General features: G+C 63.2%; 10 protein-coding genes. 8 read left to right on the plus strand and 2 right to left on the minus strand.

Features of this window, described 5'->3' with window-relative positions:
- Positions 1 to 233: 233 nt before the first annotated feature.
- The 4 genes from A8950_RS12125 to A8950_RS12140 all read left to right on the plus strand — a co-directional run bounded on the left by A8950_RS12125 (position 234) and on the right by A8950_RS12140 (position 3,548).
- The gene (locus tag A8950_RS12125; protein ID WP_133613945.1) at positions 234 to 1,013 is read left to right on the plus strand and encodes an HpcH/HpaI aldolase family protein; all 780 of its coding nucleotides are present in this window, start codon (positions 234 to 236) and stop codon (positions 1,011 to 1,013) included.
- A complete protein-coding gene (locus tag A8950_RS12130; RefSeq protein ID WP_133613946.1) occupies positions 1,006 to 1,647 on the plus strand; it encodes a hypothetical protein in 642 nt (213 codons plus the stop codon). Before A8950_RS12125 ends, A8950_RS12130 begins: the two co-directional genes overlap by 8 nt.
- A gap of 44 nt (positions 1,648 to 1,691) precedes the next feature.
- A complete protein-coding gene (locus A8950_RS12135; protein WP_133613947.1) occupies positions 1,692 to 2,414 on the plus strand; it encodes a hypothetical protein in 723 nt (240 codons plus the stop codon).
- 114 nt (positions 2,415 to 2,528) lie between these two features.
- Positions 2,529 to 3,548: an ArsR/SmtB family transcription factor gene (locus A8950_RS12140; RefSeq protein ID WP_133613948.1), complete on the plus strand. Its 1,020-nt coding sequence runs from the start codon at positions 2,529 to 2,531 to the stop codon at positions 3,546 to 3,548.
- Here the strand turns inward: A8950_RS12140 and A8950_RS12145 are convergent.
- Positions 3,533 to 5,932 carry a patatin-like protein gene (locus A8950_RS12145; RefSeq protein WP_133613949.1) on the minus strand — a complete coding sequence of 800 codons (2,400 nt, stop codon included), beginning with the start codon at positions 5,930 to 5,932 and terminating at the stop codon, positions 3,533 to 3,535. The genes A8950_RS12140 and A8950_RS12145 overlap by 16 nt on opposite strands.
- Before the next feature lie 174 nt (positions 5,933 to 6,106).
- Between A8950_RS12145 and A8950_RS12150 the strand changes: the two genes are divergently transcribed.
- Both A8950_RS12150 and A8950_RS12155 read left to right on the plus strand, forming a co-directional pair.
- Positions 6,107 to 7,723, plus strand: coding sequence for an FGGY-family carbohydrate kinase (locus A8950_RS12150; RefSeq protein ID WP_133613950.1), 1,617 nt, complete (start codon positions 6,107 to 6,109; stop codon positions 7,721 to 7,723).
- A gap of 169 nt (positions 7,724 to 7,892) precedes the next feature.
- Positions 7,893 to 9,329 carry an aldehyde dehydrogenase family protein gene (locus A8950_RS12155; protein ID WP_133613951.1) on the plus strand — a complete coding sequence of 479 codons (1,437 nt, stop codon included), beginning with the start codon at positions 7,893 to 7,895 and terminating at the stop codon, positions 9,327 to 9,329.
- A gap of 84 nt (positions 9,330 to 9,413) precedes the next feature.
- On the opposite strand, the gene A8950_RS12160 is transcribed toward A8950_RS12155, so the two are convergent.
- Positions 9,414 to 10,850, minus strand: a complete 1,437-nt coding sequence (locus A8950_RS12160) for a D-alanyl-D-alanine carboxypeptidase family protein (RefSeq protein ID WP_133613952.1) — start codon at positions 10,848 to 10,850, stop codon at positions 9,414 to 9,416.
- A 220-nt stretch (positions 10,851 to 11,070) separates the two neighbouring features.
- Between A8950_RS12160 and A8950_RS12165 the strand changes: the two genes are divergently transcribed.
- Together A8950_RS12165 and clpS are read left to right on the plus strand one after the other, a co-directional pair.
- Positions 11,071 to 11,772, plus strand: coding sequence for a hypothetical protein (locus tag A8950_RS12165; protein ID WP_133613953.1), 702 nt, complete (start codon positions 11,071 to 11,073; stop codon positions 11,770 to 11,772).
- A 264-nt stretch (positions 11,773 to 12,036) separates the two neighbouring features.
- Positions 12,037 to 12,414, plus strand: a complete 378-nt coding sequence (gene clpS / locus A8950_RS12170) for an ATP-dependent Clp protease adapter ClpS (RefSeq protein WP_407644236.1) — start codon at positions 12,037 to 12,039, stop codon at positions 12,412 to 12,414.
- Positions 12,415 to 12,532 lie beyond the last annotated feature (118 nt).

The raw sequence follows: 12,532 nt of genomic DNA on the forward strand, positions 1-12,532 counted from the left end.
ATCCGTTGTGTGGAATTGTGCGCTGCAGCATTGGGTTCAGCTGCGGTAACTCCCTGAAAAATAGCCATTTGACAGACCGTCTCATATTATGAAAGTCTTTTCTGAAAGCTTTTTGTAAGCATAGTTGCAATTTTGTCACGTAACTGTCAGTCGGCCTTGCGGGGTGGAGTTCAGTCGGCTAGTTGGGTGCTGGGACGAAGGCATCAATTGAGCAAGCGAGTGGAGTATCGAGCGTGCCGACCGGCAATCCCCTGAAAAACAAGCTGCGAGCAGGCAAGACCTGCATCGGTTCCTGGCTGCTGACCACTTCTGCCGACATGGCCGAGATCATGGCCTATGCCGGATTGGACTTCCTGCTGATCGATCATGAACACGGCCAGGGCGCAATCGATGATGCCGTAGGCCAGATGCGGGCGATGAAGGGAACTGATTGCATCGGCGTCCTGCGCGTTCCCACCAACGATCGGATCTATATCAAGCGCGCCCTCGATGCCGGTGTCGCCGGCATCATGGTGCCCAATGTCGACAACGCCGAACAGGCGAGGGCGGTGGTCGATGCGTGCCGCTACGCGCCGGTGGGTCATCGCGGTGCCTTCGGAGGCATGCGCGCCATGCGTTATGGCCTTAATCCCGGATATTACGGCGAGGTGGATGACGATACGCTGATCGTCGTGCAGGTCGAAAACAGCAGGGCGATCGACAACATTCCGGAGATTGCCAACGTCCCGGGCATCGACGTGATTTTCATCGGTCCACGCGATCTGTCGGCCACCTTGGGCAAGCTGAACCAGTTCGGCGATCCGGTTGTGCGCGGCGAGATCGAGCGGGCTCAGGGCGCCATCCTTGCCAGTGGCAAGCTGCTGGGGAGTACCGCTGCGAGCGGCCAGGTCGCGCGTGACATGTCTGAAGCGGGATATCGCTTCATAATCTCCGGCAGCGACGCGACTCTGCTGGGCACCGCGGCCAGCAATCTGGTCGCACAGGCCAGGGCAGGCCAGGGCGGCGATGCCTGATCTCCTCGCCTGGCCGGGTCTCACGGGAATCTGCCGGGCAATCGGTGCAGCGCTTGTCCTTTTCTTTCTTCTGGACTGTCTGCTGGTCTGGCATTTCTTCGAGACCTTCAAGGAAAGCGACAATCTGGCGGAATCCGCCAACGGCCTAGCCATCGGAATCGGCCTGTTGCTGTCTTTGATGATCGCGCGCCATCATCCGGCAGAAAGCCTGCGACGGCGGTTCTGGTATCTGGCCGCCTTGCTGCTCCTGCTGGTCGCTTGCAACGAGATATTTGACCTGAGAGAACGGGCGAACCGGGCCTGGGCCGATGATGATTTCCTGGATCTTGTCGTCCTTCTGCTGACGCCTGGCGGCCTCTATCTGGCGTGCCGGATCGAATGCGCATCGGGGATCGCGGTCACCTCGATGCGTGTCGGCTTCGCATTTCAATGCCTGTCCGCCTTGATCGATCTCGGCGACGGTCCGCTATATACATGGACGATGTTCGGCGCCAACGCGATGAACGTAGTGGCGGATATTTCGGAATTGATGTTCATCGAGACTTACGTCTTCGGACTCATCTGCCTTTTGCTTCATGCCATCACACGAGAGATTCCCGGAACTGCCGGAACTGGGCGGGGTGTGTCGCAATGACGACGTGCCGGCCAACTGGCAGATCTCGCGGATGGGGCAGATTGGTGCGGCAGGGACTGGTCTATTTCGCCGCCATTCCCGCCCTGCCAATGCTCGTTCTGCTGATGACCGGTCGCCTGGTATTTTTTGCCGTGATCGGCGTCATTGGCTCGCTGCGCGCATGGCTGCAGCCGCCGTCGGATGTTTCGGTTTCCGCTCCGACCCTGCCTTTCTGGCTGGCCTGGCTTGCCGCGCTGGCCACATTGGCCTGCGCCATTGGCGTCACTTTCATCCTGCTGGGGGCAACCGAGAATTGGCCGGCACCGAAAATATGGTTGGCGCGCGGTTCCTGTTTGATTCTCGGCCTTCTGGCACTGCTGGGCGCCTATCGGCTGGCTTTAGCGGGCACCCGGTCACTGCAGATTGCACTCGCCCGGAACCTCGCCCTCCTGATCGCCTTTGAGCTTGAAAGGCTCCGCGCCGCGGCAGACCAGCGGGTACGGCATGTTGCTGGCAATCCGACTCAATCCCCCGGCCCGGTGGAGCCGTTGCGGGTACCGGAATTTTTGGCGGATCGTGCGGAAGTCCGTTCCCTTCTTGGCGAACCGACGGAGCAGGCACTGACTGCCCTTCTGCACAGCCTGGAGGAATTCAACCGGGCGATCGTGTGCCGGCCGCCGACGGAACCCGGACCGGTAGGCGATATCCGGCGGCAGGCCGGCCTGCTTGGCGACCGGCTGACCGGCGCCCTGCGGATGCTGGATCCCTACCTGCGTGGTCCGGCATAGGCGCGGCAACGTTGCGTTGCCGCCAGTCCTCGATCCTGCTACCCATTTGCATATAAGGATGTCCGGATTTGCCGGCACCCGAGCGGCTGGACAATTCGATGCGGCAGGAAGTCGATGGATGAGATCCTGAAGGGCCTGCGCGCCTCTGCCGAGGCGACAAGATTGCGTATCATCGGCCTGTGCGCGCATGCCGAACTCACCGTCAGCGATCTGGTCGAAATCCTCGGCCAGTCGCAACCGCGGATCTCGCGGCATCTGAAGCTTCTGGTCGAGGCGGGCGTACTGGTGCGGAATCAGGAGGGCCCCTGGGCCTGGTACCGTCTGCCTGAGGAGGGGGTGGGCGGCGAACTGGCGCGCCTCATCGTCGATCTGCTGCCGCCCGATGACCGCAAGCACGCCCAGGACCTGAAACGCCTCCAGGCGATCTCGGAGGGCTGGACGGCGCGGGTCGCCGATTTCTTTCGCCAGCATGCAGGTGACTGGGAACGGATCAGGTCATTGCATGCCGACCAGAAGGCGGTCGATTCCGCCTTATTGGACGCGCTGCCGGGGGGACCGATCGAGAGCCTGCTTGATATCGGAACAGGTGCTGGCCATGTCCTGCTGCTGACCGGCGACCGGGCTCAGTCGGCGATCGGCGTCGACCGTTCGCGCGAGATGCTCAACGTGGCGCGGTCCAATTTGTTTCGTGCCGGCCTGCGCCATATCCAGGTACGCCAGGCCGACATGATGTCGCTGCCCTTCGCCGATGGCGGTTTCGCCGCCGTCACCATCAACATGGTATTGCATTTCGCCGATCGCCCGGATGCTGTCGTGGCCGAGGCTGCGCGCATGTTGGGGCCCGGTGGGCGCCTGGTGATCGTCGATTTCACGCCGCATCATCTCGAGGCGCTTCGCGAGGAGCAGGCGCATCGCTGGCTGGGATTCGACGACGACCAGATTAGATCCTGGTGTCGGGCGGCCGACCTCGCCTGGCTACCGCCCCGGCATCTCGCCGGCGGCAGCCTGACCGTGGCGCTGTGGTCGGCCGAACGGCCTGTCGCAGACGCCAGTGACGCCAAAGACTCCAGTGCCGTTCGTCTGCCCGGGAAGGTGCGTGCACGCGGGCGATCGACGCGTCAGGCGAAGCCGTAGCGTGCGGTTATTTCCTGCCGCAAACGCGGGATCAGGGCTGGGTCCGCCTGCAGATGGGGTTCCTCGGCGTCCAGTATGGCAAGGAACAGGCGCCCGCGAATCTGGTGCGGATCGATTCTGGTGCTGAGATGCGGGCCGATCGCCGAGAGAATGACGTCGATGCACCGCTCGGCGGCATTCAGCCGCCCCCACAGAAAATCATGCTCGCGCCAGGCCCGGTTGAAGAAGGCGCCAAAGCTCATAAGCGAGGTGCCGCGCAAGGTGATGCCGCCTGATTGCAGTCCGGTCGCGTCATCCGGGCTGATCCGATCGACCAGCACCTCGTTGATCTCGTCCATCTCGGTCCATTGCAGGATCGGAAATGTGATGAGATCGAAGAAGGCAAAGCCGATATAGGCGATGGCGACGGTCCGCCGCGCCGGCGGCGGCAGGAAGGCAAAGCCGACGACGGAGATGATCTCGTCGAGGCGGGTATCTATGTCGACGAGGCCAAGGGCTCGCTCGATGACGCGAAGATCGGGCGTTTCTATGTCGGAATCCGCCATGGCCGCCTCGACGATGCGCTTGGCCGCCGCAGCGGTGGCGCTGCCATGGCGCTCGATATGGCCGACCTGCGCAGTCTCCTCGATCGCCTCGTAGAGCGCTGCCTTGAGGGCGTCGACCCGACCTGACTCCAGGGCCGACAGAGCGCCTTCGTGGTCGCGATACAATTCGTTGAGGCGCCGGATGACAAAGCGCGTTCGCCGCAGCCGGAATGCCACGTCGAAACCGCGCAGGAAGCGGATGCGGCGGCGCACGACATTGTCGATTTCCGCGTCTTCCACCTGGGCGCCCGGATCGGGCGGCGTCCCGGCCGCCAGCCACCGGTCGAGGGCGGTACCGATCTTTGCGCAAACAGTCCCGTCGGGCTCGCTCCCGGCAAGTCGGGCCAGGAGCGCGGCGAGTTGGTCGATCACGCTGCGGATCTTAAGCTTCTGATAGCTGAGATAGGCATAACCCGCACCGCGATGCGCGGCTTCGTTGGCCATCTTGCGATAGCGGGTGACATCGGCAATTGTCGGCGGATTGTCGGGATCAAGGTCGATGATGTCATCGACTAGTCGTTCCACCTCGGGGTCGGCGGCATCGAGAATTTCGGCCAGCCGTCGCGCATGCTTGTTCCAGGATTCGATCGCGCCGAGATCGTCGGCAATCGGCTCGTTGCGCGGAATCACGGCGAGCGAGGCGAGAATGGTGCGAAAAAAGCCCGGGGCACCGCGACCGGTACGCTGCTGCACGTCTGGCGTAGGGTTGGGGTCCACATAGATGATGCGCCGCACGATCTCGCGCGATGCCGGCCGGTCGCCGAGCGCGCGAATGACCGGCGAGAACGGCTTGTTCATCACGACGCTGCCGTCGATATAGTATCGGTTCTGTGCGGCCTGGGCGAGATCGCCGGTGATCCCCAGCTTTGCCGTCATGAATTCCTGGCGCGTGGGCCAATAGCGGTCGCGCTGGTCCAGCACGTCGTCCATCTCGGCGATCGTTGCCGGGCGGAAGGCTCCCGGGAATGACGACGTCGCGCGCGAAGCGAAAACCAGTCCCGGCACATGGTCCGGGCCGAACTCGCTCGTGATCTCGCCGGATAGGTTCCGGTGACAGCTGAAGGAGAGGATCCGGCGATGTTCGGTTTCCTCGACGACGGCCGGGTCGTGAAGCTCGATCCGCTGGCGATGACCACGGTAATCGGTGACGGTCACGAAGAGGTCCAGCCGGTGGCCCGGCGGCAGCAGGGTCCCATTGGGCCGGACCGCTTCCTCCATGGCGTCGCATGCGTCCAGCAGCCAGCCTGTGAAGCGGTCGCCGGAAAAGGGCGGCGTGAACCACCGGGCCTGGACAAAGCGACGAATCTTGGCGCGCGTCTCGGCATCGGCCACCAGTGGACCGAATCGCCTGATCAGCAATTGGTCCATCAGGGGGGCGAGCGGCGCCTTGAGGGCGCGGCTCAGCAGGCTGGCCGGTGCCGAGAGCTGCGTGACGTCGGCATTGCTGAGCCATAGGTCGCGGTGCGATTCAAGCGGCAGGTCATGAGCGAGGGCGCGCGCTAGCATGACGCCGTTGATCCCCCCGGCCGAGGCCCCCGAGACCAGGTCGATGACGATCCTCAGGTCGACGTCGGGCGCCAGGGCCAGCAGCAGATCCTGATAGACGGCTGTCGAATCCGTGGCGGCGGTTGGGGCAGGGCGGTCCGACGCAGCCGCCCCATTGGCGGCGTGGCGTTCGGCATGGAACTGGCGCGAGGCACGGATCAGGTTCAGCAGTTCGCGGGTGACGCCGTGGATGTAGACGGCCAGCGAAACACCGCCATAGAGGACGACGGCCAGTCGAATCTCGATCTGCTTCATCGCCAGCTTTCCCCGACTTGCCCCGGCCGCGGCGGCAACCGCGGCACCCCGATCCGACTCGTCTGCCGGAGGATCAGCATATCCGATGCTGTGCCACCTGCCGAGACATGCGCGTTCGCGCTGACGACGCCGTTCGTGGCTGCTACATTCTCAAGAAATTCCCTCGGGGGTGACATGGGCAGGGTTTTCATCGGCATAGATGTGGGCACGGGCAGCGCCCGCGCAGGCGCCTTTGACGCAGCGGGTCGGCTGCTCGGCACGGCCAGGCACCCGATCCGCATCTGGCACGAGACCGGGGGTGTTGTGGAGCAGTCGGCGGAGGACATCTGGCGGGCCTGCATCGCCGCCACGCGCGCGACACTGGCGGAATCCGGCGTCGCGGCCGATGCCGTGGCGGGAATTGGCTTCGATGCCACCTGCTCGCTGGTTGCCGTCGACCGGGCGGGGATGCCGGTTTCGGTTAGCCCAAGTGGCGACCCTGCCCGCAACGTCATTGTCTGGATGGATCACAGGGCGAGTGCAGAGGCGCGGCAGATCACCGAAACCGGCGAGGAGGTGCTGCGCTATGTCGGCGGCACCATTTCGCCGGAAATGCAGACGCCGAAACTGCTCTGGCTGAAGAAGCATTTGGCGAAGAGTTTTGCCGCGGCCGGACATTTTTTCGACCTGCCCGATTACCTGACCTATCGGGCGACGGGTGCCGTCGCCCGCTCGGCCTGCACTGTTACCTGCAAATGGACCTATCTGGCGCACGAGCGGCGCTGGAGCCGCGCCTATTTCGAGCGGATCGGCCTTGGAGAACTGCTGGCGGATGGTGCGGCAAGGATCGGCGAAACGATCGTCGCGCCCGGCGCGGCGCTGGGAGAGGGCTTGAGCCTGCAGGCGGCAGCGGATCTGGGCTTGCGACCCGGCATACCCGTCGGCGCCGCGCTGATCGACGCTCATGCCGGCGGCATCGGTTCCGTGGGCGGCCGCCATGGCGACACACCCGTCGTCGTAGCGCGGCGCCTGGGCTATATCATGGGGACCTCCGCCTGCATCATGGCGACGACAGAGCAGCCCAGTTTTGTATCTGGTGTCTGGGGCCCCTATTACTCGGCCATGATACCGGGCTACTGGCTCAACGAGGGTGGCCAATCGGCGGCCGGTGCCGCGATCGATCATCTCGTGCGCGCGCATCCAGCTTTCGACCAGGCAATGCGCGAGGCGTCGGGGCAGCCCGTGCTGGAGTTCCTGGAAGGCCGCGTCGTAAATCTTGCCGGAGGTAATCCGGCATTGCTGGCGCGCGATCTCCATGTGCTGCCGGAATATCTTGGCAACCGGTCACCCTTCGCCGATCCGGACGCGCGGGCCGTTGTGGTCGGCCTTGGCCTTGAAGAGGATGTCGACAATTTGGCGCGGCTGTTCGTTGCCGGCCTGTGCGGGCTTGCCTATGGCTTCTGCGATGTCCTGGATGCGCTCAAGGGGCAGGGCGTGGCGCCCGACATGGTGGTGATGAGCGGGGGTGCCAGCCACTCGCCGCTGGTCCGCCGCATCATGGCGGACGCGACCGGCATCGATATCGCTCTGCCGACCAGCCCGGAGCCGGTGCTCCTCGGTGCTGCCATGCTGGGTGCCGTCGCTGCACGCGCGCAGGCGGACATTCCCGCCGCCATGGCTGCGATGTCGGAGATCGGGCACGTCGCAAAACCCGATCCCCGGAGTGCCGCCTTTCACGGAGCGAAGAGAAGCGTGCACAAGTCCATGCAGACGATGGAGTGTGAAGCCCGCAGGTTGATGAAGCAATGTTGAGCTGCCTTAGGAGGAAGTTTGCCGACGCCGAACAGGGTCCGCTGAGCCATGCTGCTTGTGTCGATGTTCTGGGTCGACACAGCGCGTATTTATCGTACTATTGCGGCCCTGATGGAAGCGCGCGGCAGCTGTGTCGCGTGCCGGTAAGCTATGGAAAGAACTGCGCAAAATGCCTGAGCTGCACAAGAATCTGATTGCCGGCGAGTGGGTCGACGGCGAGGCGATTCCCAATATCAATCCGTCCAATACCAATGACATCGTCGGCCAATACGCCCGCGCAACTTCCGATGATGTGAAACGCGCCATCGCCGCTGCCAAGGCTGCCTTTCCGGCCTGGTCGCGGTCCGGGCCGCTGGAACGTCACGGCATCCTGCGCAAGGCATCGGACGAAATCCTGGCACGCAAGGACGAACTCGGCCGCCTGCTGTCGCAGGAAGAAGGCAAGACCCTGGCCGAGGGCATCGGCGAAACCATCCGAGCGGCGCAGATCTTCGATTTCTTCGCCGGTGAAGTACTGCGCCTGGCCGGCGAGACGCTGCCCAGCGTACGGCCGGGAATCACCGTCGACGTAACGCGCGAGGGCGTCGGCGTCGTCGGCGTCATCACGCCGTGGAATTTCCCCATCGCCATCCCCGCCTGGAAGATCGCCCCGGCGCTGGCCTACGGCAACACGGTGGTGTTCAAGCCGGCTGATCTGGTGCCTGGCTCGTCATGGGCCATCGTCGACATCCTCAACCGCGCCGGCCTGCCGAAGGGCGTCCTCAACCTCGTCATGGGCAAGGGCTCGGTGGTGGGGCAGGCGATGCTCGACAGTCCTGATCTTGCCGCCATCACCTTCACCGGTTCGACCGCGACGGGCAAGCGTGTTGCGGCCGCTTCGATCGAGCACAACCGCAAGTTCCAGCTCGAGATGGGCGGCAAGAACCCGATGGTGGTCCTGGATGATGCCGATCTTGCCACTGCGGTCGAGGCCTGCGCCAACGGCGCCTTCTTTTCCACCGGCCAGCGCTGCACGGCCTCCTCGCGCCTGGTTGTCACCGAAGGCATCCATGACAAATTCGTCGGCGCCCTGACCGACCGGCTTAAATCCCTCGTCGTCGACGACGCCTTGAAGGCTGGTACGCATATCGGCCCGGTGGTAGACGGCAACCAGCTGGCCCAGGACGAGAGCTATATCGACATCGGTCGCAAGGAGGGCGCCAGACTGGTCTTCGGCGGCGAGCGGCTCAATCGCGAGACTCCCGGCTTCTACCTGCAGCCGGCACTCTTCACCGAGGCCACCAACGAGATGCGCATCTCGCGCGAGGAGATCTTCGGGCCGGTCGCCAGCGTCATCCGGGTGAAGAACTACGATGAGGCATTGGCGGTCGCCAACGACACGCCATTCGGCCTCTCATCGGGTATCTGCACCAGCAGCCTCAAGCACGCACATCATTTCAAGCGCAATGCCGAGGCCGGCATGGTCATGGTCAATCTGCCGACGGCGGGCGTCGATTTCCATGTTCCCTTCGGTGGTCGCAAGGGATCGAGCTACGGCCCGCGCGAGCAGGGCCGCTATGCGGCCGAATTCTACACGATGGTCAAGACCGCCTATACCTTGCCCTGAGGCGGTACAGGGGGCCTGCAATGCCGAAGGGGCGGTCCGGCAGGACCGCCCCTTTTTCTTCGCCGTCGCGATGAAGCTTGGGTGCTATTGGAGATACTGCGCGACGTTGCTGTCGCCCTGGATGACCAGGCAATCGGTCCGCTGTTTCTTGAGGGCGATGCAGGCGTCCTCGGCGGCTTCCTTGGTCAGGCCGAAGACGCGCGAGCGGTAGAGCGAGCCGCCATTACCGGTCTTGCTCTGATCGATCACGATGCGCGCGTCGGCCAGGATGTCTGGCACGGCAGCCGCAGCCTTTTGCGCCGCCTTCTGCGCTGGGCTGTATTTGGAGTACGCACCGACCTGGACGCCGAAGATCCGGTTACTGCCATCCCAGACATTGGCAACCGACTGCTCGTCGATCCGGGCGCCGGATGCCGGCGCCAGGGCGACACTCGACATCGCGGCAAGGGTGGTCGCCGTGTCGAGATCGTCGAGATCCGCCTGGGTAACGGGTTTCACCACCGGCAGGAGGGCAGCGACCGCACGCGAATCATCGTATTTTGCTGTCGAGGCCACCGGGGTGTCGTCAGCCGCGCTGGTCCCGGGCTCAGCGGCGGCCAGGGCGATCGCCTTCGCGGGAACTGCAGAACCGGGTGCCTTCGCCACCAGCACTTCGCCATTGCCTTTCCTGATCTTGAAGGCCTTGGTCATCAAATCGACCATTTTCTTGTCGCGGCTTGCGGCGCTGTTGCCGCCGAGAACAACACCCACCAGCCGGCGGCCGTCACGATAGGCCGAGGTAACCAGGTTGAAACCCGAAGCGCGAATGTAGCCGGTCTTCATGCCGTCGGCGCCGTTCAGCTTGCGCAGGACGCGGTTATGCGTCGCGTAGGTGACGCCGCGATACGAGAATTTTGTTCGGCTGAAATAGCCGTAATAGTCGGGGTGATCGCGCAACAGGGCAACGCCAAGCACCGCCATGTCCCGCGCGGTCGTGCGCTGACTGGAATTGGGCAGGCCATGCGCGTTGCGGAAGGTTGTGTTCTTCATGCCGAGGGCGTGGGCCTTGGCCGTCATCTGGCGGGCGAATTCCCTTTCGCTGCCGGCAAGATGCTCGCCGACCGCCGTCGCCACGTCATTGGCCGAACGGATGACAAGGGCGAGGATCGCGGTTTCCACATCGATGGTCTGGCCCGGCTTCGATGCCAGGTTGGTGGCAGGTTCGCCGGCGGCATTGGCCGAGAACTTGATCTTGTCGGTAATCTTGACCTTGCCGGCGTCGATCGCATCGAACAGCATGTAGAGGGTCATCATCTTTGTCAGCGAGGCCGGATAGGTCACGGTGTCGGCGTTGGAACGCGACAGCACCTCGCCGGTTTCGGCATCGATCACGATAGAGGCGGCCACGGGCTTGGCCTCGGCTGACCGGGGTTGACCTGTGACGATTGCCAGGGCGAGCAGGACAAGCAGGGCGGTTACCCGATAGGGGAGGCTCAATTGCGGCAGAATCTGCCTCGGCCTGGCGGCCGCTGACCACGACATCGGGCTTTTCCCCCTTAACTGGTGAAAAGATTTGGGCAATTTCGTGACCGATTCTACGTTAAGCAGAGAATCCTGTCTATAGCTTGCGAGGCCCTAATTTCTGGTAAACTGTCCAAAAGTGCTCAATGAATCAGGTGGTTCAACGGTCATGTTCAGATTCCTCGCCGCATCTGCGAATGGCGTCCGCCAATCGATGAAAGGGGCTCGTGCGGGGCTCGCTATGGCGGGTCTCGCGTTCGGCCTTGCAGCCTGCGCCTATCAGCCGGCAGGCAATCAGGGGGCCGGGCTCGGCATCGATAACCCGGTCGAGCGTAAATTCACCTGGTACAGCTATTTAGATGCAGCGGATATACGCAATTCCTGTGCCAGCGGTGGGCCGGACCAATTGCGCCTGGTCTACAATGCGCAATTCTATGACCATGTCCGCGCCTATGACCTGTTGGGCGGACCCAACCCACTCATGACGGCGCGGGCTCGCGGCACCAGCGGCAATTTGCTCGGCCTCAGCTTTGACTCGCTGGAAGGCCTGTTCGGCCCCTGGAACTTCCGCAAGTCGCAGACGTCCCTGACGGCTGCTGAATGGGCGGAACTCGTCGAGTTGTTGCGGAAATCGGGCTATGCCTCGACCGAACAAAGCGGCATGCGGCTTCACTCACAGGATTTTTACTGGCTGGTGGCCGGCTGCGAAGCCGGGAAGTTCCACTTCAATGCCTGGGCCGAGCGCTCGAGTGCGACACCGCTGACGCGGATTCAGTTCCTCGATTTTCTGCTCAAGCGGGATGCAACGGGACTGCCCTACAAGCCGCCGCGGCCCGTTCCCTATATCGAGAAAGCCGATGGGGGCAAGGGGCGCGACAGCGACTATCGCGGCGATTTCGTCATTACAGTGCAACGTGACGGCATCGGCCGGTCGGGTTTGTGAGATGCCGGCGGATGGTGGCCGTCGGACCGGTCGCTTCGCCTTAATCGGACGATAACCCTTCCGCAGATAAGCTCATTGTCGCCGGGCAATTCCCGCTCTGCCGGGCAGGACTGACCGGTAGATTGCACTGGCGATGGAATGCCAGTGACCTGGACAAGCTTGGCCGGCGCTATTGGCCTCTTTCAATTTCGCTTGGGCATCCAATATGATAGGCGCTGCGTATCGCTGCTTTTGGAGTCTTCCGCCTTGCTGACCGAGGTTTCGATCCCGCCGCATTCCGTTGATCCGGCATCCGTCCACGCCGCCGGTGATGACGACAATGGCAAGGATGGTGGCCCCGGCGGGCGGCCCGGGGTCGGCACCGTCGTCAAGGTCCGGCCCAAGACCAAGAAGCCGTCCATGTACCGGGTCCTGTTGTTGAACGACGACTACACACCGATGGAATTCGTCGTCCATGTGCTTGAGCGCTTTTTCAACAAGAGCCGCGAAGCCGCGACCGAAATCATGCTGCATGTCCACCACCGCGGCGTCGGGGTATGCGGCGTCTATACCTACGAAGTGGCCGAGACCAAGGTTTCCCAGGTGATCGATTTCGCCCGCCGTCACCAGCATCCGCTGCAATGCACGATGGAGAAAGAATAGGGCGGTATGGCAGATCAGCGTGGCGCGCATCTTGCTTTAACTGCAATGACGCCCATGTCTGTTAACACAGGTTATCATCGTCGTCGGCGTACCGATGCCGATTGTTCGCCAGTAAAGG

The organism is Dongia mobilis, assembly GCF_004363235.1.
GTDB lineage: Bacteria > Pseudomonadota > Alphaproteobacteria > Dongiales > Dongiaceae > Dongia > Dongia mobilis.

Bases quoted from the DNA above. Each gene is read 5' to 3' on its own strand.
- A8950_RS12165 (WP_133613953.1), top strand. From the start codon at position 11,071: ATGGCGGGTCTCGCGTTCGGCCTTGCAGCCTGCGCCTATCAGCCGGCA.
- A8950_RS12140 (WP_133613948.1), top strand. From the start codon at position 2,529: ATGGATGAGATCCTGAAGGGCCTGCGCGCCTCTGCCGAGGCGACAAGA.
- A8950_RS12155 (WP_133613951.1), top strand. From the start codon at position 7,893: ATGCCTGAGCTGCACAAGAATCTGATTGCCGGCGAGTGGGTCGACGGC.
- A8950_RS12160 (WP_133613952.1), bottom strand. From the start codon at position 10,850: ATGTCGTGGTCAGCGGCCGCCAGGCCGAGGCAGATTCTGCCGCAATTG.
- A8950_RS12130 (WP_133613946.1), top strand. From the start codon at position 1,006: ATGCCTGATCTCCTCGCCTGGCCGGGTCTCACGGGAATCTGCCGGGCA.
- A8950_RS12150 (WP_133613950.1), top strand. From the start codon at position 6,107: ATGGGCAGGGTTTTCATCGGCATAGATGTGGGCACGGGCAGCGCCCGC.
- A8950_RS12145 (WP_133613949.1), bottom strand. From the start codon at position 5,932: ATGAAGCAGATCGAGATTCGACTGGCCGTCGTCCTCTATGGCGGTGTT.